Source organism: Rahnella bonaserana, assembly GCF_019049675.1.
GTDB lineage: Bacteria > Pseudomonadota > Gammaproteobacteria > Enterobacterales > Enterobacteriaceae > Rahnella > Rahnella bonaserana.
Map to the genome: position 1 here is coordinate 139,076 of NZ_JAFMOW010000066.1, position 26,143 is coordinate 165,218.

Genomic DNA, 26,143 nt, shown 5'->3' on the forward strand with positions numbered 1-26,143 from the left:
AAAACCTCAAACTGACCCTATCCGAAGGCCGCTTAAACATTTACACTGTTGCGCAGAACCCGGAAGGGGCTTTTATTTTTAGTTTGTTGAGTCAGGAGATGCGGATGTTAAAGCGTGAAATGAACATTGCCGATTATGATGCTGAGCTGTGGGCAGCAATGGAAAAAGAAGTTGTTCGTCAGGAAGAACATATCGAGCTGATTGCGTCAGAAAACTATACCAGCCCGCGCGTTATGCAGGCTCAGGGTTCGCAGCTGACCAACAAATATGCCGAAGGCTACCCGGGCAAACGTTATTACGGTGGTTGTGAGTACGTCGACATCGTTGAACAACTGGCTATCGACCGTGCGAAAGAATTGTTCGGTGCAGATTTCGCTAACGTTCAGCCACACTCCGGCTCACAGGCGAACTTCGCGGTGTACACCGCATTGCTGCAACCGGGCGATACCATTCTGGGGATGAACCTCGGCCATGGCGGTCACCTGACTCACGGTTCACCGGTTAACCTTTCCGGCAAACTGTATAACGTGGTGCCTTATGGTATCGACGAAAGCGGCGACATCGATTACGAAGACGTGAAACGTCAGGCCGAAACGCACAAACCAAAAATGATCATCGGCGGCTTCTCCGCATTCTCTGGGATCGTTGACTGGGCAAAAATGCGTGAAATCGCCGACAGCGTTGGCGCTTATTTCTTCGTCGACATGGCACACGTTGCCGGTCTGATTGCTGCGGGCGTTTACCCGAACCCGGTTCCACACGCACACATCGTGACCACCACCACGCACAAAACCCTGGCTGGCCCACGCGGCGGTCTGATTCTGGCGAAAGGCGGTGACGAAGAGTTCTACAAAAAACTGAACTCCGCTGTCTTCCCTGGTGGCCAGGGCGGCCCGCTGATGCACGTGATTGCCGGTAAAGCGGTAGCACTGAAAGAAGCGATGGAACCTGAGTTCAAAACCTACCAGCAACAAGTGGCTAAAAATGCTCAGGCTATGGTCGCTGTGGTTCTGGAACGTGGCTATAAAGTGGTTTCCGGCGGTACGCACAACCACCTGTTCCTGATGGATCTGGTCGATAAAAACCTGACCGGTAAAGAAGCCGATGCAGCACTGGGTCGCGCTAACATCACCGTGAACAAAAACAGCGTGCCTAACGATCCTAAGAGCCCGTTCGTGACTTCTGGTGTGCGTATCGGTACTCCGGCTATCACCCGTCGCGGCTTTAAAGAAGCAGAAGCGCGTGAACTGGCTGGCTGGATCTGCGACGTGCTGGACAACGTGAACGATGAAGCTACTATCGAACGCGTTAAACAGAAAGTTCTCGACATCTGTGCACGCTTCCCGGTTTACGCGTAATATTCGCAAAGCCGTAAAGCTGCTAAAACCCGCTCCGGCGGGTTTTTTTATGGGCATGTATCAGAATTTGTGAGCTGGCAGACATTCCTGGAGTATGAAAGCGTCTGCGGATTGCTAGCGATTGTGAGCTTTGTCAAAGTATTGGCCTCACACCGGAGGATTTATGGAATTACGTTCCACGCGCTGGCTTGCACTCAGTTATTTCACCTATTTTTTCAGTTACGGTATTTTTCTTCCCTTCTGGGGCTTATGGCTTAAAGGCGAGGGCATTTCCTCCGAAAGCATTGGCCTGTTGCTTGGCGCTGGCTTAGTTGCCCGTTTTCTCGGCACGTTAATCATTTCTCCCTCCATCAAAGACCCTTCGCATCTCATCACCGGTTTGCGGATCCTCGCGTTGCTCACGCTGGCTTTTGCCGTCGGGTTCTGGTTCGGTAACGGCTGGGCGTGGCTGATGATCAACATTGCCGGTTTCAGTCTGTTCTTTGGTCCGCTGGTGCCGCTGACTGATGCGCTGGCGGGTACGCTGCAACGCCAGATCAATATGGATTACGGCAAAGTGCGCGTCTGGGGCTCGATTGCCTTTGTGATTGGCTCGGCGGTCACCGGTAAACTGGTCGAAGTTTACGGCCACAACGCGATCCTCTATACGCTGACCGCTGGCGTGGCGGCCATGTTGCTGGGGATGTTGCTGCGTCCGAGCGTGAAACCGGTGGGAGAACCGCGGGTCAGCGGTGCGCCGGCCATTTCGTGGAAAGCGTTGCTCGGCGAAAAACCGGTCTGGCAGTTCCTGTTATGCGTGACGTTATTGCAGGGCGCACACGCCGCGTACTACGGTTTCAGCGCGATTTACTGGCAGGATGTCGGGTATTCTTCGACGACCATCGGCTATTTATGGTCGCTGGGCGTGGTCGCTGAAGTGCTGGTATTTACCTTTAGCAAACAGCTGTTCAGCCGCTGGTCAGCACGCGATTTGCTGTTGCTGTCCGCTGTCTGTGGCGTGGTGCGCTGGGGAATGATGGGCGCATTTACCGCATTGCCGTGGCTGATTGTGATTCAGATTTTGCACTGCGGTACCTTCACGGTATGCCATCTGGCGGGGATGCGGTTTATTGCGGCACGTCCGCGTGATCAGGTCATTCGCCTGCAATCGGTGTATTCCGCGCTGGCGATGGGCGGCGGCGTGGCGGTGATGACCATGGTGTCCGGCTTCCTGTTCGAACATCTGCACGCGGGATTGTTCTGGGTGATGGCGCTGCTGGTGGTGCCGGCGATTTTCCTGCGTCCGCAGGTCACGCCGTCAGCGCCGGAGGTGTCAGCCAGCTAGGGCGCTTCGAGCAGCGAGCGGATACGTTTTCGCTGCTCTTTCGCCAGCGGCAGTTGCGTGTGGATCACCAGCGGATCGGCATCGGTGCTGCGTGTGGCGTAAGGGGTAACAATCATCGCCACCCCGCTCGGGGCACCGAATTTATAGAAATCCGCCAGTGTCTGATATTTGATATTCAGCGGCAGCAACGTCGCCTCGCGGATTTGCTGCTCGACGGCTTCTTCCAGTGCGGGATTATCATGCGTCAGCAGCAAAATCTGTTTTTCCTGCAGGGCGTTTCCCTGCATCAGCCACGCACCGAAAGTAATCGCCACCAGCCCGATTTCATCTTCCGACAGACTGATCAGATATTCGTGCTCAAAACCCACTAACGCCTCCCGGGTAGTGCGCACCAGGCGCGGATACATGCGGTTCACTTCTTCCTGCATCAGATTGTCGATGCCAATGCCGAAATGACAGCGTTCAATCGCCGGACCCAGATGGGCGAAAAGCTGCCCGACCAGCCCTTCGTAGCTGCTGAATTTCATGCCAGCGATGTCCTGAAAACGTGCCACCATATTTTCAATTTCTAATAACAGACGCTGATCTTCCGTCGAACCGGAACTCTGATAACTATGGTTTTTCAGCATCCGCAACATCAGGGTGAAAAACTCACATTCACAGTCATCCAGCAGGCCGTTGCTGAGTTCCTGTAACTGGATGAACAGTTCACGGGCGGCAGGATATTCCGGTTTTTCGCGCAACCAGCGGCGCTGTTGCTCGGTGAAGCGCAATCCGGTCTGGGCGTTGTTCTGCCACAAGCCGTTTTGCCATAAAAAATACTGCAGGCAGATCAGCATCAGCTGGCGGTCATGCCCGCTCAGGGGTTTGGGTAGTAACGTGCCGCAGTCTTCCAGCATCATGCCCAGAATGTCTGTGCGCAGAGCAGCCTTCGGGCAGGTCTGACCTTCGAAGGCGATGTGCAGCCAGGGGATAAAATGGCGGGAAACAAAGTCCGGTGAAATGCGTAATGTGCGGCGCAAACCCTGAAATAAACACAAGCGCTGGGCGAGGCTGTCGCCCTGAATACGGCATTCTTTTTCGCTGTACTGCAAAACATCGAGGCGATGGATGCGCTGAATTTCGCAGGTCACTTCTGCCAGATCTTCCCAGGTCGTGGTTAATCCGACCCCGTTGATTTCACTGATGATCTCCAGCTGAACTGCCGTCAGCGGCGCGTACAGCATCAGCAACACGTGGCAGCGGCGTTGCGTAGCGGAAAGCGCAGGGGAGGGCTGTTTTTCTGGATTCATATCACCTGCCAAAAAGGTATCGCCTGAAATTATTAGTCAAGCATAGCAAAGCGGATGCCCGTAATAAGGCCGCGGTATTGGGTTTTACTCCGGCTTACAACTCAGATCACAGATATTTTTGACGACCGCTTAATTGCACAGCAAAATAGTGTTACTTAGTAACAATATATGGCGCTGATATGGAAATGATGTTACCTCAGGCCCGGAACCGGCCTTTCTCCCGTTATGCCAAATGGCTGGGAGTCGCGCTGTTCTGCCTGCCCGCCACGGTTATGGCGCACCCGCACAGCTTCATCGATATGCAGACTACGCTGGTAGCGAATGAAACCTCCCTGACCGGGCTGAAAATGGTCTGGACGATGGACGAAATTACTTCCGCAGATTTGCTCTACGACGCGCAGAATGCCAAACCCGGTTCAGATATATGGAAAAAACTGGCGGCAGAAGTCATGGCGCGGGTGCTCAGTCAGCATTATTTCACTGACTTTTATCGCGAAGGAAAACCGGTGAAATATCTCGATTTGCCCAGCGAATATCAGTTGTCCCGTAAAGGCGATCAGGCCGTGCTGGAATTTGTGTTACCGCTGGCAAAACCGCAAGTGCTGGAAGGTAAACCGATGGAATTTTCCACCTTCGATCCTTCGTATTTTGTTGATATGACGTATAAGGATAAAACCGCGCTGCATCTGCCGCCGGAGCTGGAAAAACGCTGCACGCTGGCGCTGTTTACGCCTAAACCTGATGCTTCGCTGCAAAACTACGCGCTGTCTCTCGATAAGGCCGATGCGCCGCCGGAAGATATGGATCTTGGTCAGCAATTTGCTCAAAAGGTCACGCTGGAATGTCATTAATTTCCACACCTCCGAAGACGCTGTCCTGGCGCGATCTCTGGCCGCTGGCGATATTTCTGTTGCTGCTGGCGGGTGGCATTTTTCTTCTCATTCATTACTGGCCGCGAATTTTGCTGAGCAGCATTATCTGGCAGCGGGAATTGCATCAGGAACTGGCCGGACTGTTGCGGCAGGTGAAAGAAAATCCGATGCAGTCGGGGATGACGCTGGCCGGTTTCAGCCTGATTTACGGTGTGATCCACGCCATCGGACCGGGGCACGGTAAAATCGTTATTACCACCTATCTGGCAACGCATCCCTCACGGCTAAAAAGCAGCCTGAAGCTGACATTCGCCTCGGCGATAGTGCAGGGGCTGGTGGCGATATTGCTGGTCAGCGTCGTGCTCGGCGTGCTCCAACTTTCCTCGCGTCAGCTGCATCAGAGCAGTTTCTGGATGGAGCGGGGCAGCTTCATACTGGTGATATTGCTCGGCGTATTGCTGTGCTGGCGTGCGCTGAAACGGGTGTGGCAGACGATAAAAAGTTTGCGTCGCGCACCGGCAATGAAAATCCACAGCCTGTCGCCGATGGGCAGTGAAACACATGTCCACGATGAACATTGCGGCTGCGGACATCAGCATGTACCCAGCGATCAGCAGCTTCAGGCAGGCGGGGATTTGCGCACGCAAATAGCGATAGTGCTGGCGATGGGGTTGCGTCCGTGCTCCGGCGCGATCATGGTGTTGTTGTTTTCCAAGGTGATTGGCGTTTACAGCTGGGGCGTGATTTCAGCCATTACGATGGCCATCGGCACTTCGCTGACCGTCTCGCTGATTGGTGTACTGGTGTTTTACAGTCGTGAGCTGGCGGTAAAACTGAGTGCAACCCGCACGCCTGCGGCCTGGCAGCGGATCACCTGGTCATTGCTGGCGCTGACCGGTGGGATTGTCTTGCTGGTGGCGGGCGTGTTGCTCTACAGCACCGGCGGCGGAGACGTTTCGCCGATCACCGGCGGGCCTTTCAGGGGATAACTTCCGTGGCGCAACCTTCATGGGATAAACAGCAGGCATAAAAAAACGGACGCCCGAAAGGACGTCCGTTTTTCTTAGTATCAATAACCGGCGAAATTAACGCTTCAGCGCTTCGCTCAGTTCATCACGCATGGTCATCAGAATACCTTTAACGACACGTGGGTTGCCTGCAACGATGTTGCCAGACGAGAAGTGGTTATGGCCGCCAACGAAGTCAGTCACAACGCCGCCTGATTCACGAACCAGCAGTTCGCCACCGGCGAAATCCCACGGTTTCAGGGCGATTTCGAAGAAACCGTCAACGCGGCCAGCAGCCACGTAAGCCAGATCCAGCGCAGCAGAACCGGTGCGACGGAAGTCTGCACATTCAGTGAACAGTTTGCCAACCACATTCATGTAGCTGGTTGCGTGTTGTTTTGCTTTGAACGGGAAGCCGGTCGCCAGAATGGTGCCGTCGAGATCTTTCGCATTGGTACCGCGCAGACGGTAACCGTTCAGCTGTGCGCCCTGACCGCGGGTCGCGGTGAACAGTTCGTTACGCATTGGGTCGTAAACTACCGCGACTTCAGTGCGGCCTTTGATGCGCACGGCGATAGAAACAGCGAAATGTGGGAAGCGTTTAACGAAGTTGGTGGTGCCATCCAGCGGGTCGATAATCCATTGTACGTCTTTGTCTTCGCCTTCCAGTTCGCCACACTCTTCACTGATGATGGTGTGTTTTGGGTAGGATTTGCGAATGACATCGATAATCATGTGTTCTGCATCGCGGTCTACGTTGGTAACAAAATCGTTGGTACCTTTTTGAGTAGCTTCTACAGAGTCTGGCGTTTCGTAATGTTTGGCAATCAGGTTACCGGCCTTGCGCGCAGCGCGCACGGCGATGGTGAGCATCGGATGCATGGATATCTTCCAACTAGGATGTTAAAGAACGGGAATACGGGAAACGGCACGCAGTATAGCAGGGGTTCTGAAAATTAACTACCGTTGTGTTAGGCTGTTGTGATTTTCCGTCTGGCTAAGAGTTCCTATGCTGCCCAATATCCGCATTGTATTAGTTGAAACGTCCCACACTGGCAATATGGGCTCCACAGCCCGCGCCATGAAAACGATGGGTTTATCAAGTCTTTACCTGGTAAATCCGCTGGTAAAACCTGACTCTCAGGCTATCTCTTTGTCTGCCGGTGCCAGTGATGTCATCGGTAATGCGACAATTGTTGATACCCTCGATGAAGCCCTGGCGGGGTGTAGTCTGGTGATTGGCACCAGTGCGCGTTCCCGCACACTGCCGTGGCCGATGCTTGAGCCGCGTGAATGTGGTGAGCACAGTGCGAAAGCGGCACAAACTGCGCCGGTTGCGCTGGTGTTTGGCCGCGAACGCGTCGGGCTGACCAATGAAGAACTGCAGAAATGTAACTACCACGTGTGTATTCCGGCGAACCCTGAATACAGCTCGCTGAATCTGGCGATGGCCGTGCAGATTATTGCCTATGAAGTGCGTGTCGCGCATCTGGCGTTGCTGGAAGCGGCAAAACCGCAAATCGAATACGAAGAAACGCCTTATCCGCTGGTGGATGACCTCGAACGTTTTTATCAGCATCTGGAAAAAACCTTGCTGGAAACCGGCTTTATTCGTCAGGCACATCCTGGTCAGGTGATGAGCAAATTACGCCGTTTGTTTACTCGTGCGCGACCTGAATCTCAGGAATTAAACATCCTGCGCGGTATCCTGACGTCGATTGAAAAGACAAATAGCAACAAAGAATAAGCGGGAAAAAACGATTATAAATTCATGGTTTATGTATTTTAATCAACAGGTTGTCTGAGTTTTTCTGATGACGAAAATAGTGCGGTTCTGCCCGATCTGTAATACTTGAGTAAATTACTAGGTTAAATAGTTGACTGTTTTACTCGGGAATGGCAGACTCGTTTGCATGTTCCGCACTATTGAATTTTTAAGTCATTTTAAACAGGTAACCATGCTATGAGACTGACATCCAAAGGCCGTTATGCCGTGACCGCTATGCTTGACGTTGCACTGCATTCACAGGAAGGACCAGTACCACTGGCTGACATTTCTGAGCGTCAGGGTATTTCCCTTTCTTACCTGGAGCAGCTTTTCTCGCGCTTACGCAAAAATGGTCTGGTTGCCAGTGTTCGTGGTCCCGGCGGTGGTTATCTGTTAGGTAAAGATTCCGGCGATATCGCGGTTGGCGCAGTGATTACTGCCGTTGACGAATCTGTCGATGCGACCCGCTGCCAGGGTAAAGAAGGCTGCCAGAATGGCGAGCGTTGCCTGACTCACACCCTGTGGCGTGATCTCAGTGAACGCATCAGCGGCTTCCTGAACAACATCACGCTGGCAGAGCTGGTCAACAACCAGGAAATCCTGGAAGTGGCCGACCGTCAGAACGGTGAAATCCGTCGTCAGCCGAATGGCCGCCAGATGGAAACCATCAACGTCAATCTTCGAGCCTAATCCCCGACATCCTTCGCGCCGCCTCTGCGTTGGCTGCTGTTGCAAACCCCGGTCACATACTATTGTATGCTCCCGGGAATTTGCTCCATTGCCGCCCTGATGCGACGCGAATGATTTAGGTTAAGCATGGGAATTTTGATGTGACTGAAAGCCCGCGGAAATGCAGATTTCCGCGGGCTTTTGCTTTTGTGTCGTCAATTCTTACCGATTAGTGCCCGCAAAGTGTCATTTCCCTTTTAAGAATCTGTGAACCCGTTTTAAACTGGTTATCGTTTTTTATTCTTTCGTTCGTAGACGAACGCGCAGTCCGGAGCTTACCTGCCATGAAATTACCTATTTATCTCGATTATTCCGCTACCACGCCGGTTGATCCGCGTGTGGCGAAAATGATGATGCAGTGTTTAACACTTGACGGTACTTTCGGTAATCCGGCCTCCCGTTCTCACCGCTTTGGCTGGCAGGCCGAAGAGGCGGTAGATGTGGCGCGCAACCATATTGCCGGGCTGATTAATGCCGATCCGCGTGAAATTGTCTTCACCTCAGGCGCGACAGAATCAGACAATCTGGCGATTAAAGGTGCCGCCCACGCGCAGCGTGAGAAAGGCAGACATATCATCACCAGCCAGACGGAACACAAAGCGGTGTTAGACACCTGTGCTCAGCTGGAAACCGAAGGCTTCGACGTCACCTATTTAGCGCCCCAGGCCGACGGTTTTATCCCTCCTGCTATGATTGAAGCGGCGCTGCGCCCGGACACCGTTTTGGTATCCATCATGCAGGTAAATAATGAAATCGGCGTGGTGCAGGATATTGCGACAATCGGTGAGTTGTGCCGCAGTCGTGGCATTCTTTTCCATGTGGATGCAACCCAGAGCGTGGGTAAAATTGCGATTGATGTCAGTGAGCTGAAAGTGGATCTGATGTCATTTTCCGCGCATAAGATTTATGGCCCAAAAGGGATTGGCGCGCTGTATGTCAGCCGCAAACCGAAAGTGCGGATAGAAGCGCAAATCCACGGCGGCGGTCATGAGCGCGGTATGCGTTCAGGTACGTTGCCGGTGCATCAGATTGTCGGAATGGGCGAGGCGTATCGTATCGCCAGAGAGGAAATGACCGCGGAAGTGGCACGTCTGAGCGAACTGCGCGATCGTCTGTGGAAAGGCATTCAGCAGCTTGATCAGGTGTTTCTCAACGGCACGCCGAAACATGCTGCGCCAAATATTCTTAACGTCAGTTTTGCCGATGTTGAAGGTGAATCCCTGATTATGGCGCTCAAGGATCTGGCGGTATCGTCAGGTTCCGCCTGTACGTCTGCGAGCCTTGAACCTTCCTACGTTTTGCGCGCAATCGGATTAAGCGAAGAGCTGGCACACGGCTCAATCCGTTTTTCCCTCGGGCGCTGGACCACGGAAGAAGAAATTGATTATGCGATTGCGCTGGTGGTGAAATCAGTCCGCCGCCTGCGTGAATTGCCCCCTGTTTATACGAAATGAAGTGCCACCCGCTGAACGGGTGATTTGCCTGTCATTGATAATGAATATTCATTGAAGATAAAAACAATCAGGAGTCCTGTTATGAGTTCCGAAGTAACGACCAATGAAGCGATGTCCGTCTTCCTTTCCTCTGAGCCAGCTGATGCACGCTGGGGCGAAAAGGCAACACTGAGCACGGATTCTGCCGGTATGACCATTCACCTGAAAGACGGCGATGCGCTGACGGCTATTTCCCGCGCTGCACGCCGCATCGACGGTCAGGGCGTGAAAAACGTCAAACTGGCGGGTGAAGGCTGGGATCTCGAAAACAGCTGGGCATTCTGGCAGGGCTTCCGGGGTCCGAAAGGCACACGCAATGTTGAATGGGCTGACCTGTCTGAAGATGACGCAAACACACTGAAACAACGCCTGAAAATCATCGACTGGGTGCGTAACACCATCAATACTCCGGCGGAAGATTTGTCCCCTGAACAATTGGCTACCCGCGCCGTTGATCTGATGTGCGAATTCGGCAACGAAAAAGTCAGCTACCGCATCACCAAAGGTGACGATCTGCGTCAGCAAAGTTACATGGGGATCCACACCGTCGGTCGTGGTTCTGACCGTCCGCCGGTCCTGCTGGCACTGGATTACAACCCGAGCGGCGACGCAGATGCCCCGGTTTATGCCTGTCTGGTCGGCAAAGGTATTACCTTCGACACAGGCGGCTACAGCCTGAAACCAAGCGCTTCCATGGATTCCATGAAAGCCGATATGGGCGGTGCCGCGACTCTGACTGGCGCGCTGGCGCTGGCGGCGGCTAACGGCCTGAATAAACGCGTAAAACTGTATCTGTGCTGTGCGGATAACATGGTCAGCGGCAATGCGCTGAAACTCGGCGATATCATTCGTTATCGTAACGGCAAAACCGTTGAAGTGATGAATACTGACGCCGAAGGCCGTCTGGTACTGGCCGATGGCCTGATTGACGCGTCTGCACAAAATCCTGAACTGATCATTGATGCGGCAACGCTTACAGGTGCTGCAAAAATGGCGCTGGGCAACGATTACCATGCGCTGTTTAGCTTTGACGATGCACTGGCAGGCGAACTGCTGGAAAGCGCGAAAGCTGAACACGAACCGTTCTGGCGTCTGCCGCTGGAAGAGTTCCACCGTTCGCATCTGCCGTCTAACTTTGCCGAGCTGAACAACATTGCCGGTCCTGCGCACACTGCGGGCGCGAGCACGGCGGCAGCATTCCTTTCTCATTTCGTCACTGAATATAAGAAAGGCTGGCTGCACATCGACTGTTCTGCGACTTATCGCAAAAGCGCGGCGGATCAGTGGTCTGCCGGTGCGACGGGTCTGGGCGTGCGTACCGTTGCTAACTTATTGTTAGCCAAAGCGAAGTAAGTTTCAGAAAGCAATGCATGATGCACAACGGGGCGCTTAACGGCGCCCCGTTTTATACTATTAGCGGAGTCAAGAATCATGAGTGTCCCACACGATCATCTTCCTGCTGGCGCGGCGGCAACTGACGGTGAAAACGAGCTGGAGCGCCTGCTGCGCCTGTCTGTCACTGCACCGGCCTGGCGTCCGGCGTTTTATCAAACTTTGCTGGAATCCACCGTTTTTGTGTTGGGTGATGCAGGGCAGGATGACGCTGAAAAGCAGGGCAGTGTGGCGATAACTGCAGGCAGTGAACTGAATATTTTGCACTGGGAAAAGCAGGACGGCAGCTCGATTATTCCTTTCTTTTCTTCGGTGGATTTTCTGGAAAAAGCCAGTGCCGGTGAAAGCGCGGATGAGCAGGCTTTTGTCGCGCTGCCCGCCCGCGTGTTGTTTGAAATGACGCAAGGGGAAGAATTGTTTCTCAATCCCAAGTCGGAATACGGCAAGGAATTCACCCCAAATGAAGTCACGCTGTTGCTGAGCAATGGCGGACTGAATGCGCCGTCGGAGCTGGTGCTGGATAAAGAAAGCCAGTTGCTGATTGGTCAGCCGGAGGAATATCCTTCTGCAATGATCGACGCGCTGACTACACTCTTCACACAGAAGAAGCCGGTGCGCCGCGCCTTTATGGCGCTGATCCATGATAAAGCCGCAGATGAACAGCCGAATCTGCTGATTGGTGTTGAGGCCGACGGTGATGAGCAGGAAATCGATGCGCTGATCCGCGAGGCGGGGAATGTGGCGAGTGAAACCTCACCCGACGACCGTCCGGTGGATTTCTGTATCGTTTCTGAAAAGGAACGCGGTATCAGCCATTATCTGATCAGCCACACGCAGCCGTTCTATCAGCGCAAATGGGGAAGCTGGTTGCGGAACATTATTCCGTCGTCAGGTCAGGCATAAAATCAGGGGATAAAGCGGGGCTGTACGCCGTTTTGTCCCTGTTTTGTTTAAGGGAAATAGGCTGTTTAGGTTCGTTAGTGAATCAATCACACATTTTTTTAATTAAATGTTGTGATTCGGGTAGGCAATCTTAACTTCGCTCCCTATAATCACCGCCATTTTACGGCAGGTATAACATTAAATTAACCGGCCCTACCTATAAAAGTCAGACAGAGGTTTTTTCATGACTATCGAACGTACTTTCTCCATCATCAAGCCAAACTCCGTAGCTAACAACGACATTGGTGCTATCTACGCACGTTTCGAACGCGCTGGTTTCACTATCATCGCGTCTAAAATGCTGAAACTGACTAAAGAACAAGCTGAAGGCTTCTACGCAGAACACAAAGGCCGTCCTTTCTTCGACGGTCTGGTTGAGTTCATGACTTCTGGCCCGATCATGGTTCAGGTTCTGGAAGGCGAAAACGCAGTTCAGCGTAACCGTGACATCATGGGCGCAACTAACCCGGACAACGCTCTGGCAGGTACTCTGCGTGCAGACTTCGCTGACAGCTTCACGGCTAACGCGGTTCACGGTTCTGACGCTGTAGAATCTGCACAACGCGAAATCGCTTACTTCTTCACCGAAAGCGAAATCTGCCCGCGTTAAGATTTTTGGGTAAGCTCTGCTGGAAGATGTGCCGCAAATTCGCAAGAATTTTGTAACAGGTACCTACCAAACATGGCAACCGTGCCCTAAAATTTGTACAATGTTGCGCCCCGAATGAGCCAGCCTCTTCGGGGCGCAATTTATTTGCAGGCCATCTATTTGTACTGTTTGCACTATATGTAAAAGATACATTCGGCTCTGCACTTCCAATACGCCATAACGTGTAACAACGAGGCCATTTTTTCATGTCAGAATTTAACACGCCCGAGCAAACCTTGTCTGAGACTACTCAAGCTTCTGCAGAAGCCGTCGCCGTTGTCGCGCCTGCTGCCGCAAAAATTAATCTTCTTGACCTTAACCGCAAACAAATGCGTGAGTTCTTCATCAACATGGGCGAAAAACCGTTCCGTGCTGATCAGGTCATGAAGTGGATGTATCACTACTGCAGCGATGATTTCGAGCAAATGACCGATATCAACAAAGCGCTGCGTGAAAAGCTGGCCCGCGTTGCCGAAATTCGTGCACCGGAAGTCGCTTCAGAACAACGTTCCACTGACGGCACTATCAAATGGGCCATTCAGGTAGGCGGACAGCTGGTCGAAACCGTGTATATCCCGGACGGCGACCGTGCGACCCTTTGCGTTTCTTCTCAGGTAGGCTGTGCGCTGGAATGTACTTTCTGTTCCACGGCGCAACAGGGCTTTAACCGTAACCTGCGCGTGTCCGAAATTATCGGTCAGGTGTGGCGTGCGGCAAAAATTATCGGTGCCGCGAAAGTGGCCGGTACGCGTCCTATCACCAACGTGGTGATGATGGGCATGGGCGAACCGTTGCTGAACCTGAATAACGTGGTTCCGGCGATGGAAATCATGCTCGACGATTTCGGTTTCGGCCTGTCAAAACGTCGCGTAACGCTTTCCACATCAGGCGTCGTGCCTGCGCTGGATAAACTGGGCGATATGATTGACGTCGCGCTGGCGATTTCCCTGCACGCACCAAACGACACCATTCGTGACGAAATTGTGCCGATTAACCGCAAATACAATATCGATACTTTCCTGGCAGCGGTTGAGCGCTATATTGGCAAATCTAACGCCAACCAGGGGCGCGTCACCATTGAGTACGTTATGCTGGATCACATCAATGATGGCACCGAGCATGCGCACGAACTGGCAGAGCGTCTGAAAAATACGCCATGCAAGATTAACCTGATCCCATGGAACCCGTTCCCTGGCGCGCCGTATGGCCGCAGCTCGAACAGCCGTATCGATCGTTTCTCAAAAGTGCTGATGGATTATGGCTTTACAGTTATCGTGCGAAAAACCCGTGGTGATGATATTGATGCCGCGTGTGGTCAGCTGGCCGGTGATGTTATCGACCGTACCAAACGTACGTTGAAGAAAAAAATGGCAGGCGAGCAACAGATTTCCGTAAAAGCCGTCTGATCCCAAGGGGCTTCGCCACGGTGTTCCGTCGAAGCCCGCTGTTTTATTGTCGCTGGCAGGGTAAAGGGAATTAAGCATGGCAATGAAGGGCAGTGTGAAAATGTTGATTGCGGCAGGTGTGTCAGTGGTTTTACTGGCAGGCTGTTCCAGTTCACCCAAAGAGTCGCAACCGGCCAGTGGTGCAGCACAAACGCGCCTCGAGTTGGGTATGGCTTACCTGAATCAGGGGAACATGGATGCGGCAAAACAGAACTTGCAGAAAGCCGTTGACGGCGCGCCGAAGGATTATCGGACGCAGCTGGGGATGGCGCTTTACGAGCAAAAAAACGGCAATCAGAAAGCCGCAGAAAGCCGCTACCAGCAAGCGCTGAAGCTGGCGCCGCAAAATGGGACTGTCTTAAATAATTACGGTGCGTTTTTGTGTAGTTTAGGGCAGTATGTACCCGCACAACAGCAGTTTAGCGCCGCAGCTAATGCGCCTGATTACGGTCAGGTTGCTGACAGTCTGGAAAATGCAGGCTACTGTTTTCTGAAGGCCAATCAGAATGAGGAAGCGCGAGTGTTACTAAGCCGGGCATTGAAAGTTGATCCCGATAAAGGCGCACCCTTGCTGACTGAGGCAACCAAAGAATTTGGGGAAGGGAACCGCGCTCAGGCGAAACTATTACTGGATGTATATCAACATGTTCTGCCAGCCACAGCCGACAGCATTATGTTGCAAATTCGATTCGCTGCGTTAGCGGGCAACCCGGATAGCGTTCAACGCTACGGTAAGCAACTTGCGCGTAGTTATCCACAATCTAAACAGTACCAGCAGTTCTTAGCCAATGAATACTGAAGCCCCTCAAGAAAATAATGCAAAACTGACTACAGGCGAACGTCTGCGTCAGGCTCGTGAACAGTTAGGTCTTAGTCATCAGGCCGTTGCAGAACGCCTGTGTCTGAAAGTCTCGACTATTCGCCAAATTGAAGAAGAAACGACGCCGGCCGATCTTGCGCCGACTTTCCTGCGTGGTTATCTGCGTTCTTATGCCAAGCTGGTTCATGTACCTGAAGAAGAATTATTAGGTCTGATCGGTAAACAAGCGCCGATCAAAGTGCCTAAAGTGGCGTCAATGCAAGGTTTCTCTCTCGGTAAGTCTCGCAAAAAACGCGATGGCTGGCTGATGGGCTTTACCTGGCTGGTGGTGTTTGTCGTGATTGGTCTGACAGGTGCGTGGTGGTGGCAAAATCATCAGGCGCAGCAGCAGGAAATCGCTACCATGGCCGATCAGTCATCGGCACAGCTGAATCAGGATAATGGCCAGGGGCAGACCATTCCTCTGGGCGATAACGCAAATTCTGCACCGACCACAGACGATACCTCCTCTGCGCCGGCGACTGCTGCAAACGCACCGCAAGCACAGAACAGCATTCCGTTGAACACAGCACCGGCGTCGACCGCCAACAGTGCGCCAGCGACGACGACTGCGCCGGCAGAACAGGCACCTGCTGCCGTTTCTACCAGCCAGCCAGCAGCCACCGCTGAAAACGGTCTGCCAACCGGTGATGCACAAACTGCTACGGCAGCGGGTGCGGATCCACAAGCGGTCACTTTTACCTTTAAAGCCGACTGCTGGTTCCAGATTGACGACGCGGCAGGTAAAACCCTGTTCAGCGGCATGAAGAAAGGCGGTGAAACCTTCAGCGTGAAGGGCACTGCGCCGTATAAACTGAAAATCGGTGCGCCGGGTGCAGTAGATATCCAGTTCCAGGGCAAACCGGTTGATTTAAGTCGTTTTGTAAAATCAAGCCGTGTTGCGCGCCTGACTTTAGCTGCCGAGTAATCGGCAGTTTGTCAGACGATTGCAACGATGGAGAGTGAAGTAATGCATAACCAGTCACCCATTACCCGTCGCAAATCAACCCGGATTTATGTCGGCAAGGTGCCTGTAGGTGACGGAGCACCGATTGCAGTGCAATCGATGACCAACACCCGCACCACAGATGTCGCGGCGACGGTCGCACAGATCAAATCACTGGAACGCGTAGGTGTCGATATTGTTCGCGTTTCTGTGCCCACGATGGATGCTGCAGAAGCATTCAAACTTATCAAACAGCAGGTGAATGTCCCGCTGGTCGCTGATATTCATTTCGATTACCGCATCGCCCTGCAGGTTGCAGAATACGGCGTAGATTGCCTGCGTATTAACCCAGGTAACATTGGTAACGAATCCCGCATCCGCTCCGTGGTGGATTGCGCGCGCGACAAAAATATTCCTATCCGTATCGGTGTGAACGGCGGCTCTCTGGAGAAAGATATCCAGGAGAAGTACGGCGAACCTACGCCACAGGCGTTGCTGGAATCGGCAATGCGTCACGTTGATATTCTTGACCGTCTCAACTTTGACCAGTTTAAAGTCAGCGTAAAAGCGTCTGACGTCTTCCTGGCCGTTGAGTCATACCGTTTACTGGCCAAACAGATTGTTCAGCCGTTGCATCTGGGGATTACCGAAGCGGGTGGCCTGCGTGCAGGTTCCGTAAAATCGGCGATTGGCTTAGGGCTGCTGCTTTCTGAAGGCATCGGTGACACGCTGCGTATCTCTCTGGCAGCGGATCCGATTGAAGAAGTTAAAGTCGGTTTCGATATCCTCAAATCACTGCGTATCCGTTCCCGTGGTATCAACTTCATTGCCTGCCCGACCTGTTCGCGTCAGGAGTTTGATGTCATAGGCACCGTGAATGCGCTGGAGCAACGTCTGGAAGATATCATCACGCCAATGGATGTTTCGATTATCGGCTGTGTAGTTAACGGTCCGGGCGAAGCGCTGGTATCTACCATGGGCGTAACCGGCGGTCATAACAAAAGCGGTTTCTACGAAGACGGTGTTCGTCAGAGAGAGCGTTTTGATAACAACGATATGATCGATCAGTTAGAAGCTAAAATTCGCGCCAAAGCAGCGCTGATGGATGAGAGTAAACGTATCGTTATCAATCATCTTGAAAAGTAACATCGGTTGCGGGTGTCAGCGTACATCTGCATTATATTGAACCCGACTGGGGTAATGGCGTCTGTGCGTTGAACCACAGCCCACAAAGCCCCTATAATCGGGTTCATTTTTTATAAAACGATAGAGAACTGACGTGGCAAAGAATATCCAGGCCATTCGCGGCATGAACGACTACCTGCCAGAAGACACAGCACTGTGGCAACGCATTGAAGGATCGTTGAAACAGGTGCTCGGCAGCTACGGCTACAGTGAAATCCGTATGCCGATTGTAGAGCAGACCCCATTGTTTAAACGCGCTATCGGCGAAGTGACCGATGTCGTGGAAAAAGAAATGTATACCTTTGAAGACCGCAACGGTGAAAGCCTGACGCTGCGTCCGGAAGGGACGGCGGGTTGTGTGCGCGCCGGTATTGAACATGGTCTGCTGTACAATCAGGAACAGCGTCTGTGGTACATCGGTCCGATGTTCCGCTACGAGCGCCCGCAAAAAGGCCGCTATCGTCAGTTTAATCAGCTGGGTGTGGAAGTCTTTGGTCTGCAAGGGCCTGACGTTGATGCAGAATTAATTCTGCTGACTGCCCGCTGGTGGCGTGCGCTTGGGATTTCCGAGCACGTCGCACTGGAACTGAACTCTATCGGTTCACTGGAAGCTCGCGCCAACTATCGTGACGCGCTGGTGGCTTTCCTTGAACAGCATAAAGACAAGCTGGATGAAGACTGCAAACGTCGCATGTACAGCAATCCGCTGCGTGTTCTGGACTCAAAAAATCCGGATATTCAGGCGTTATTAAACGATGCACCGGAGCTCGGTGATTATCTTGATGAAGAATCAAGAGAACACTTTGCAGATCTGTGTGAACTTTTAGAGCAGTCTGGTATCCCATATACGGTTAATCAGCGACTTGTGCGCGGTCTGGATTATTACAACCGCACTGTGTTCGAATGGGTAACTCACAGTTTAGGCTCGCAAGGTACCGTTTGTGCCGGTGGTCGTTACGACGGTCTGGTCGAACAACTGGGTGGCCGTGCAACGCCTGCCGTCGGTTTTGCGATGGGGCTTGAGCGTCTGGTACTACTGGTTCAGGCCGTAAACCCGGACTTCAAAGCACCGGCAACTGTTGATGCCTACGTGATTTCTTCCGGTGCAGGTACGCAAAGCGCGGCCATGCAGCTGGCGGAAACATTGCGTGATGCGCTGCCTGAGCTGAAAGTAATGACTAACTACGGTGGTGGTAACTTCAAAAAACAATTCGCCCGTGCAGATAAATGGGGTGCGCGCATTGCACTGGTATTAGGCGAAGATGAAGTTGCGAATCAGCAGGTTGTGGTAAAAGACCTGCAAAGTGGAACACAAGAAACGCTGGCGCAGAGCGAAATCGCCGCGCGTCTGGCTTCGATGTTGGGTTAAGGAGAAGGACACTGTGGAAGTCTATACCACTGAGAATGAACAGGTTGATGCTGTACGTCGCTTCTTTGCCGAAAATGGTAAAGCGCTGGCCATCGGCGTTGTTCTGGGTATTGCAGCCCTGGGCGGCTGGCGTTTCTGGCAGAGTCAGCAGGACTCAGCCCTGACGGAAGCTTCTGCGTCTTTCCAGAAAGCTAATCAGTCGATGACTGGCAATAATGCGCAGGGCGTGGCGAGTCTCGAGAAGTTTGCTCAGAGTAATGACAATAATTACGGGGTATTTGCTGCCCTGCAACTGGCTGATCATTTCGTTGAGACCAAAGATTTCGCGAATGCTGAAAAGCAGTTAGTCCAGGCGCAAGGTCAGGCTAAAGAAGATAATTTACGTTCGCTGGTGAATTTACGTCTGGCTCGTATCCAGATGCAGCAAGGCAAATTTGATGATGCACTCAAAACGTTAGATGGCGTGAAGGGTGAAGGCTGGGCGGCTATGCAGCAAGGCATCCGTGGTGATGTTCTGCTTGCGAAAGGCGATGCGAAAGGTGCACGTGAAGCCTACAGCAAAGGACTCGATTCTAAACCCTCTCAAACGCTGCAAACTATGCTGCGTATGAAATTGAACAACTTAGCCAGCTAAGGGGAACCCCGATGCAATTGCGTAAAACACTCTTGGTAGGATGGGTTTCAGTTGCCCTGCTGAGTGGCTGTTCATTGTTTAACAGCGAAGAAGACGTAGTAAAAATGTCTCCGCTGCCAAAAGTTGAGAATCAGTTTACTCCGACCAAAGTCTGGAGCAAATCTGTGGGCGACGGTGTAGGCGATTTCTACTCCAACCTGCGTCCGGCCTGGCAAGACAACACAATTTATGCTGCCGATCGTTTTGGTGTGGTTAAAGCTCTGGACGCTGACAGCGGTAAAGAAAAATGGAGTGTGAATCTGTCTGAAAAGACCGGCTTCTTCTCCAGCAATATTTCAGCACAACTTTCCGGCGGCCTGACGGTTTCCGGTAGCCATGTGTATGTCGGTAGCGAGAAAGCCGTGGTGTACGCATTGAACACCTCTGACGGTACCGTGGCATGGCAGACTAAAGTTGCGGGTGAAGCGCTTTCCCGTCCTGTCGTCAGCGATGGTCTGGTTCTGGTGCATACCGGCAACGGTATGTTGCAGGGGCTGAGTGAGTCCGATGGTACTATCCAGTGGACCGCTAACCTCGATATGCCAACGCTTTCCCTGCGTGGCGAATCGGCTCCGGCCGTGGCGTTTGGTGCGGCTATCGTGGGTGGTGACAACGGTCGTGTCAGCGCAGTGCTGATGAAAGAAGGTCAGCTGATCTGGCAACAACGTATCTCTCAGACTACCGGTACAACTGAAATTGACCGTCTGAGCGATGTGGATACCACACCGGTTATCGTTGATGGCATCGTGTATGCACTGGCCTATAACGGCAGCCTGGTGGCGATGGATCTTCGTTCTGGCCAGATCATGTGGAAACGCGATGTAGGTTCAGTCAACGACATTATTGTCGATGGCGGCCGTATCTATATGGTTGACCAGGATGACCGCGTAATGGCACTTGATACCCAGGGCGGTGTCAGCGTGTGGCGTCAGAGTGAATTATTGCACCGTAACCTGACAGCCCCGGTGTTGTATAATGGTTACATTGTGGTCGGTGATTCCGAAGGTTATCTGCACTGGATTAACACCACAGATGGTCGTTTTGTGGCTCAGCAGAAAGTCGACAGTGATGGCTTCCTGAGCGGACCGATTGTGGCCAGTGACAAGCTGGTTGTGCAGGCGAAAGGTGGCGAAGTTTACTCCTTCACCCGCTAATACCGCGACCTGCGTCAGCCTCTGAGATCGGTTGATCCCGGGCTTTAAAACGGCTCCTGAATTGCTCAGGGGCCGTTTCGTATTCTGAAATCTGCGTAACGGGTTTAAACCGATTGCGCTGTAACAATTTGAATTATAGTGGTTTGTATTGAAATTCTGCAGACCAGCTATTTGCGTTTTGCACCATATTAAAAAAACTGAGGCTTCAAAATGATACCTGTCGTTGCGCTTGTAGGGCGCCCGAATGTGGGTAAATCCACTTTATTTAACCGCTTAACCAAAACGCGTGACGCGCTGGTTGCGGATTTCCCGGGGCTTACGCGTGACCGCAAGTATGGTCGTGCCGAAATTGAGGGTAATGAATTCATCATCGTGGATACCGGCGGTATCGACGGTACCGAAGACGGCGTTGAAACCCGCATGGCAGGGCAGTCTCTGCTCGCTATCGAAGAAGCGGATATCGTGCTGTTCATGGTCGATGCCCGTGCGGGTCTGATGCCTGCCGATCAGGGCATTGCTCAGCACCTGCGCAGCCGTGAGAAAGCCACATTCCTGGTCGCTAACAAAACGGACGGTCTGGATCCGGACAGCGCCACCGGCGATTTCTACTCGCTGGGTCTGGGCGAAGTCTATGCTATCGCTGCTTCCCACGGTCGTGGTGTCACGCAGCTTATCGAACACGTTCTGATCCCGTTCGTGGGCGAAAAACCGGAAGAAGTCGAACTCACCGAAGAAGAGGCGAATGCCGCTTACTGGGCTGAGCAGGAAGGCACCGGCGATGAAATCCCTGAAGACGTGGAAGACGATTTCGACCCGCAGTCTCTGCCAATCAAACTGGCTATCGTGGGGCGTCCGAACGTAGGTAAGTCCACACTGACTAACCGTATTCTGGGCGAAGAACGTGTCGTGGTTTACGACATGCCGGGCACGACCCGTGACAGTATTTATATCCCGATGGTGCGTGACGAGCGTGAGTACGTTCTGATTGACACCGCCGGTGTGCGTAAGCGCGGAAAAGTGACTGAAACCGTTGAGAAATTCTCGGTAATCAAAACATTGCAGGCGATTGAAGACGCCAACGTGGTGATGCTGGTCATCGATGCCCGCGAAGGTATTTCCGATCAGGATCTCTCACTGTTAGGCTTCATTCTTAACAGCGGGCGCTCACTGGTGATTGTCGTCAACAAGTGGGACGGCATGAACGAAGAAGCGCGTGCGCAGGTGAAAGATCAGCTGGAACTGCGCCTTGGTTTCGTTGATTTCGCGCGTATCCACTTTATCTCTGCCCTGCACGGCAGCGGCGTAGGTAACCTGTTTGAATCAGTGAACGAAGCGTATATCTGTGCGACCACGCGTGTAAGTACTTCCTTACTGACCCGTATCATGCAGATGGCCGCTGACGATCACCAGCCGCCGCTGGTTAACGGTCGTCGCGTTAAGCTGAAATATGCCCACGCCGGCGGTTATAACCCGCCAATCGTGGTTATCCACGGTAACCAGGTGAAAGATCTGGCTGATTCCTACAAACGCTATCTGATGAACTATTTCCGCCGTTCACTGAAAGTGATGGGTACTCCAATCCGCATTCAGTTCAAAGAAGGTGAGAATCCGTATGAAGGCAAGAAAAACTCGCTTTCTCCTCACCAGCAGCGCAAGCGCCGACGTCTGATGCAGCACCTGAAAAACAAATCCTAAACGAATGGGGTGCATGAAAATGTACCCCATTTTTTTGTCTTTATTTTCCCGCAAGGAGCTGGCTGGATGTTCTGGCAGACCTGGAGTTTTGCGTTTGGCGTTACGGTTCCCAATTTATTGATCTTGCTGCTGGGCGTGTTTTTACGCCGCACTGGCCTGATGGATGACAGTTTTAACGAAAAAGCCAGCCGTCTGGTGTTCAATATTGCGCTGCCTTGCCTGCTTTTCTTCAGCGTGGCGCAAGGGCACGATTCCTCCGGTTCTAATCTGCCGCTCGCCATTTATGGTGGCCTTGGTACCGTCGTGACCTTTCTGCTGCTGGAACTGGTGGCGATTAAACTGGTGAAAGACCCCCGTGAGCGCGGCATTTTCGTGCAGGGTGGATTTCGTGCAAATACCGGTATTGCGGGGCTGGCCTATGCCTCGCTGGCGTTTGGCAGTGAGGGTATCGCGCTGGGGTCGATGTATCTGGCGGTCACAGTAATCCTCTTTAACGTGCTGTCCGTGATTACGCTGACCCGCAGCCTGAAAGGCGGGCAGGGCAAACGTATCGGCCTTAAACCCATCATGCATGGCATCGTCACCAATCCGCTGATCATCGGTCTGGTGCTGGGGCTGGCGTTTCAGTACAGCCATTTACCGATGCCGGCGACGATTGCCAGCACCGGTGATTTTATTTCAGGTATGGCTTTGCCGCTGGCGATGTTGTGTGCCGGAGCAAGCCTCGACTGGAAAGCGATGTTTCGCAGCTCAAACGTGGCGGCCTGGTCTTCAGCTTCACGCGTGATATTCGTGCCTGCGCTGATGACCTTCGGCGCATGGCTGTTTGGCTTTCGCGGCGCGGCGCTCGGCGTTATATTTCTCTTTTCCTGTACACCCACGGCGGCGGGTAGCTATGTCATGACCCGTGCGATGGGCGGTAATGCTACGCTGGCGGCCAATATTATTGCCGTCACGACGCTGGGATCATTTTTCACGACTGCGCTGGGTCTGTATTTACTGCGGACGCTGGGCGTCATTTAGAGGGGAATACGATGGATGCGTTCTGTCCGGCTTGCGGCCAGCCAATGAGCTGGGTCAGCGGTCACTTTCATTGTGATGCGTGCCATACCGATTATCAGCAAACGGCATTATGCCCGGATTGTCAGCAACCGTTGCAGGAACTGAAAGCCTGCGGCGCGGTGGATTATTTCTGCCAAAACGGGCACGGGATGATTTCTAAAAAATGGATAACGTTTACGTATTCGCCTTATTCGCAAGAGTGATCATCGGGCGGGGCCTGTTTCCATAACTCCACCAGTTCTTCGGGAGTCTCTGTTTCGGGAATAATCACCACCAGACTGGCGGAATGATCTGCCGACGCGTAATAAATTTCGAGACGGAAATAACGCTGGTCACCCCGACCAGCGTTTTCTTTTTCCTGAGCATAAGGCAAGGCTTTGTTGATGAGCTGGCAAATTTCCCGCCGTTTGTCATCACTCATGCCCGAAAGCTCAACCCGTCGCGGTCCGCTGAGTTTGGGGATAAAAGCAACCCCTCCCTCACGGTAGATTTCAATTACCGTATTACTTTCCAGCGAATCTAAAGGTTTCATTTACATCACTCCAACCTGCTCCCAGGCTTCACGAACCGCTTGTGCAACTGCATCGTCAAAGCGTTTGCCCGCGTTTTTGACCGTTAGCTGTGCGAAGGCGACAAAGTCAGCATCTTTCGACAGGGATTTATCGCAGACCGTGTCATACCAGACGTAACCCGCTCGCTCCCAGGCGTTCCCCCCCAGTTTAGTGGCCGCCAGATAAAATGCGCGATTAGGGATCCCTGAATTGATATGTACACCGCCGTTATCGTCGCGGGTGTTTACATAGCCTTTCATGTCGGCAGGCTGCGGATCTTTGCCGAGTAAAGGATCGTCATAGGCCGTGCCGGGATGGGACATTGAACGCAGGCCGGTGCCGTGAATGCCTTTTGCCAGCAAGCCTTCACCAATGATCCAGTCAGCTTTATCGGCAGTTTGCCTGAGATGGAACTGCTTCACCAGCGAGCCAAACACGTCTGACAGGGATTCATTGAGCGCACCCGATTGTCCGTTATAGTTCAGACCGGCTTCAGATTCCGTCACACCGTGGGAAAGCTCGTGTCCCACGACATCAATGGCGATCGTGAACCGGTTGAAGATTTCCCCGTCGCCGTCACCAAAGACCATCTGTTGCCCGTTCCAGAAGGCGTTCTGATAACCTTTGTCGTAGTGAACAGTACCGGGCAGCGCCAGCCCTTTGCCATCGAGCGAGTTGCGTTTGTAGGCCTGCCAGAAGAAATCATACGTCACGCCGAGATAATCATAAGCTTCATCCACGGCGACATCGCCGTTACTGGCCTGACCTTCTTTACGAACCGATTCCCCCGGCAGTTGGGTGGTATTTTTGGCATCGTAAATATCACGCTCAACCTGACCTGCTTTGGCGGTCACAATTTTCTGGGGTTTGGCGTATGGCTGTGCCATCAGGGTATTTACATGCACCAGTGTCTGTTTCGCGCAACGACGCTGAGGTTCTGATCCGTGTTCGATAATACGGTTAAGCATGTAGGGCGGGATAACGCTGTTGTAACGCTTCGCTGAACTATGACTCATCGTGAATCTCCTTATCAAGGCTCACCCGCAGGTGAAAGAAAGGTGTTCTGATCATCGGATACTGAAAGACGGCTAATGTTTCGCCATCAACGTCAGTATAGGCCTGCTCAGCGTCGCGTCCGCAAAAGTTGAGATTTATCTGTCCGGCTGCAGGTCATACAATTTATGCGGATGGGATGTCACGGCACGTCCTGAGGCTTTTCTGACCGAAGCCCGTACCACCAGTTTTCCTTGTAATAACTGCGTGGTCTGGGGGGCGTCAGGTCGGAGCATACGGCGTTGAAGTAAAGCAATCGCTTCTGCGCCCAGTTCATCACGCGGAACATGCACAGAGGTCAGCGGAACGTCGTGGATCTCCGCCAGGTTAAAGCCATCGGTGCTGATAATGCTGATATCGCCCGGTACGGACAGACCGCGTTTCGACAATGCGGCTACAATACCCGACGCCATGAAATCGCCACCGGTCAGTATGGCGGTAGGAAAGGGCTGATCCGGCGATAACGCATCCAGATATTCCAGCAGCGCCCGTTCACTTTCCTGCGCGCCAAATCCGGAAGTATTAATCAAATGCTGCTTGTCGCAGAACGTCTGATGATGGCGTGCAAATGCCTGTTTGATACCGGTCAGACGCAGTTCCATCGTATGGCGGCGCAGGCACTGCACGGTCACTATGTGCGTATGGCCCTGTGAAAACAGATAATCGCAGGCAAAATCACCCGTCGTCTGATGATCGGGGCTCACGCTGTCATGACGCATAAAGCGGTCATAGCAGTTAAGTAATACGCACGGTTTCCCGATCTCGGCAGCGAGCTGGTGAATATGCGGATCGTCTATACCCACCAGCAATATAGCTTCAGTCTGCGGATCGGTCATTTTGGCAATGAACAGTGCGGCGTCGGCGTTTTCTTCATCCAGCGCACAGTAGCGAACACGCACTTCATGACGGGCGATGGTCGCCAGAATGCCCTGGATCACCTTGTAATAAAAAATATCACTGCGCGCATCGAAGGCGCGGGCAGGGGCGAAAATCACAATGTTGTTCAGCATCAGCCTGCCGGTTGAAAGCTCATTAAGCACGCCCTGTGATTTTGCACATTCCAGCACGCGATCGCGTGCCTTGCTGCTGGTGTTATTTTTACCGGCCAGAACCCGTGAAACGGTGCTGATCGATAACCCTGTCTGGTCGGCAATTTGCTGGATATTTAACTTTCCTTTCAAACTGTGATCTCCTTCAAAATCGTCCATGCAAAATTTTTCACCGCAAAAAGGCGGGAGTCGGTTCAGCTTTATCTGCTCTCACTTTGTTTCGCAGTTATAGCGTGAAAGCTTTTGCAAAAAATCACGTTTCACTCACAAATCCGG

At 52.6% G+C, this 26,143-nt stretch carries 25 protein-coding genes; 20 read left to right on the forward strand and 5 right to left on the reverse strand.

All coding sequences use genetic code 11. From position 1 onward, the window contains the following. Nucleotides 1-104 precede the first annotated feature (104 nt). Together glyA and J1778_RS18180 are read left to right on the forward strand one after the other, a co-directional pair. Nucleotides 105-1,358: a serine hydroxymethyltransferase gene (gene glyA, locus J1778_RS18175; protein ID WP_217148102.1), complete on the forward strand. Its 1,254-nt coding sequence runs from the start codon at nt 105-107 to the stop codon at nt 1,356-1,358. A gap of 163 nt (nt 1,359-1,521) precedes the next feature. After that, entirely contained in the window at nt 1,522-2,682 is a 1,161-nt protein-coding gene (locus J1778_RS18180) for a 3-phenylpropionate MFS transporter (protein ID WP_217174355.1), read from the forward strand. Here the strand turns inward: J1778_RS18180 and csiE are convergent. Beyond that, a complete protein-coding gene (gene csiE / locus J1778_RS18185) occupies nt 2,679-3,974 on the reverse strand; it encodes a stationary phase inducible protein CsiE (protein WP_217174356.1) in 1,296 nt (431 codons plus the stop codon). The genes J1778_RS18180 and csiE overlap by 4 nt on opposite strands. A gap of 179 nt (nt 3,975-4,153) precedes the next feature. Here csiE and J1778_RS18190 point away from each other — a divergent pair, with 179 nt between their 5' ends. Then, nucleotides 4,154-4,825 carry a DUF1007 family protein gene (locus J1778_RS18190; protein WP_217174357.1) on the forward strand — a complete coding sequence of 224 codons (672 nt, stop codon included), beginning with the start codon at nt 4,154-4,156 and terminating at the stop codon, nt 4,823-4,825. Continuing rightward, nucleotides 4,816-5,835 carry a nickel/cobalt transporter gene (locus tag J1778_RS18195; RefSeq protein ID WP_217174358.1) on the forward strand — a complete coding sequence of 340 codons (1,020 nt, stop codon included), beginning with the start codon at nt 4,816-4,818 and terminating at the stop codon, nt 5,833-5,835. Before J1778_RS18190 ends, J1778_RS18195 begins: the two co-directional genes overlap by 10 nt. A gap of 96 nt (nt 5,836-5,931) precedes the next feature. On the opposite strand, the gene suhB is transcribed toward J1778_RS18195, so the two are convergent. Further along, a complete protein-coding gene (suhB, locus tag J1778_RS18200; protein ID WP_217174359.1) occupies nt 5,932-6,735 on the reverse strand; it encodes an inositol-1-monophosphatase in 804 nt (267 codons plus the stop codon). 127 nt (nt 6,736-6,862) lie between these two features. Between suhB and trmJ the strand changes: the two genes are divergently transcribed. From trmJ to J1778_RS18280, 16 genes are all read left to right on the forward strand, one after another. Further along, nucleotides 6,863-7,600: a tRNA (cytosine(32)/uridine(32)-2'-O)-methyltransferase TrmJ gene (gene trmJ, locus J1778_RS18205; RefSeq protein ID WP_112288933.1), complete on the forward strand. Its 738-nt coding sequence runs from the start codon at nt 6,863-6,865 to the stop codon at nt 7,598-7,600. A gap of 216 nt (nt 7,601-7,816) precedes the next feature. Next, nucleotides 7,817-8,311, forward strand: coding sequence for a Fe-S cluster assembly transcriptional regulator IscR (iscR, locus tag J1778_RS18210; RefSeq protein ID WP_101076364.1), 495 nt, complete (start codon nt 7,817-7,819; stop codon nt 8,309-8,311). A 323-nt stretch (nt 8,312-8,634) separates the two neighbouring features. Continuing rightward, nucleotides 8,635-9,804 carry an IscS subfamily cysteine desulfurase gene (locus J1778_RS18215; protein ID WP_217174360.1) on the forward strand — a complete coding sequence of 390 codons (1,170 nt, stop codon included), beginning with the start codon at nt 8,635-8,637 and terminating at the stop codon, nt 9,802-9,804. 81 nt (nt 9,805-9,885) lie between these two features. Further along, the gene (pepB, locus tag J1778_RS18220) at nt 9,886-11,196 is read left to right on the forward strand and encodes an aminopeptidase PepB (protein WP_217174361.1); all 1,311 of its coding nucleotides are present in this window, start codon (nt 9,886-9,888) and stop codon (nt 11,194-11,196) included. 78 nt (nt 11,197-11,274) lie between these two features. Next, complete coding sequence (gene sseB / locus J1778_RS18225) at nt 11,275-12,138, forward strand: enhanced serine sensitivity protein SseB (protein ID WP_217174362.1); 864 nt, start codon at nt 11,275-11,277, stop codon at nt 12,136-12,138. 223 nt (nt 12,139-12,361) lie between these two features. Continuing rightward, the gene (gene ndk, locus J1778_RS18230; RefSeq protein WP_013574367.1) at nt 12,362-12,787 is read left to right on the forward strand and encodes a nucleoside-diphosphate kinase; all 426 of its coding nucleotides are present in this window, start codon (nt 12,362-12,364) and stop codon (nt 12,785-12,787) included. A gap of 245 nt (nt 12,788-13,032) precedes the next feature. Continuing rightward, nucleotides 13,033-14,232 carry a dual-specificity RNA methyltransferase RlmN gene (rlmN, locus tag J1778_RS18235; RefSeq protein ID WP_274388779.1) on the forward strand — a complete coding sequence of 400 codons (1,200 nt, stop codon included), beginning with the start codon at nt 13,033-13,035 and terminating at the stop codon, nt 14,230-14,232. A gap of 100 nt (nt 14,233-14,332) precedes the next feature. Continuing rightward, entirely contained in the window at nt 14,333-15,070 is a 738-nt protein-coding gene (pilW, locus tag J1778_RS18240) for a type IV pilus biogenesis/stability protein PilW (protein WP_217174573.1), read from the forward strand. Beyond that, a complete protein-coding gene (gene rodZ / locus J1778_RS18245) occupies nt 15,060-16,058 on the forward strand; it encodes a cytoskeleton protein RodZ (protein WP_217174363.1) in 999 nt (332 codons plus the stop codon). Before pilW ends, rodZ begins: the two co-directional genes overlap by 11 nt. Before the next feature lie 42 nt (nt 16,059-16,100). Next, nucleotides 16,101-17,222 (forward strand): flavodoxin-dependent (E)-4-hydroxy-3-methylbut-2-enyl-diphosphate synthase, encoded by a 1,122-nt coding sequence (gene ispG, locus J1778_RS18250; RefSeq protein ID WP_112288928.1) that lies wholly within the window; start codon nt 16,101-16,103, stop codon nt 17,220-17,222. A 133-nt stretch (nt 17,223-17,355) separates the two neighbouring features. After that, nucleotides 17,356-18,630 (forward strand): histidine--tRNA ligase, encoded by a 1,275-nt coding sequence (hisS, locus tag J1778_RS18255; RefSeq protein WP_217174364.1) that lies wholly within the window; start codon nt 17,356-17,358, stop codon nt 18,628-18,630. A gap of 13 nt (nt 18,631-18,643) precedes the next feature. Beyond that, complete coding sequence (locus J1778_RS18260; protein ID WP_217174365.1) at nt 18,644-19,264, forward strand: YfgM family protein; 621 nt, start codon at nt 18,644-18,646, stop codon at nt 19,262-19,264. Between the two features lie 11 nt (nt 19,265-19,275). Then, complete coding sequence (gene bamB, locus J1778_RS18265) at nt 19,276-20,457, forward strand: outer membrane protein assembly factor BamB (RefSeq protein ID WP_217174366.1); 1,182 nt, start codon at nt 19,276-19,278, stop codon at nt 20,455-20,457. Nucleotides 20,458-20,667: 210 nt separating this feature from the next. Next, complete coding sequence (gene der / locus J1778_RS18270) at nt 20,668-22,152, forward strand: ribosome biogenesis GTPase Der (protein ID WP_217174367.1); 1,485 nt, start codon at nt 20,668-20,670, stop codon at nt 22,150-22,152. A gap of 66 nt (nt 22,153-22,218) precedes the next feature. Further along, nucleotides 22,219-23,175 (forward strand): AEC family transporter, encoded by a 957-nt coding sequence (locus tag J1778_RS18275; protein WP_217174368.1) that lies wholly within the window; start codon nt 22,219-22,221, stop codon nt 23,173-23,175. A gap of 11 nt (nt 23,176-23,186) precedes the next feature. Further along, a complete protein-coding gene (locus tag J1778_RS18280; RefSeq protein WP_217174369.1) occupies nt 23,187-23,417 on the forward strand; it encodes a zinc ribbon domain-containing protein in 231 nt (76 codons plus the stop codon). On the opposite strand, the gene J1778_RS18285 is transcribed toward J1778_RS18280, so the two are convergent. From J1778_RS18285 to J1778_RS18295, 3 genes are all read right to left on the reverse strand, one after another. Then, nucleotides 23,402-23,746: a protealysin inhibitor emfourin gene (locus J1778_RS18285; RefSeq protein WP_217174370.1), complete on the reverse strand. Its 345-nt coding sequence runs from the start codon at nt 23,744-23,746 to the stop codon at nt 23,402-23,404. The genes J1778_RS18280 and J1778_RS18285 overlap by 16 nt on opposite strands. After that, a complete protein-coding gene (locus J1778_RS18290; protein ID WP_217174371.1) occupies nt 23,747-24,781 on the reverse strand; it encodes a M4 family metallopeptidase in 1,035 nt (344 codons plus the stop codon). Nucleotides 24,782-24,916: 135 nt separating this feature from the next. Further along, nucleotides 24,917-25,999, reverse strand: coding sequence for a LacI family DNA-binding transcriptional regulator (locus J1778_RS18295; protein WP_217174372.1), 1,083 nt, complete (start codon nt 25,997-25,999; stop codon nt 24,917-24,919). Nucleotides 26,000-26,143: the final 144 nt, after the last annotated feature.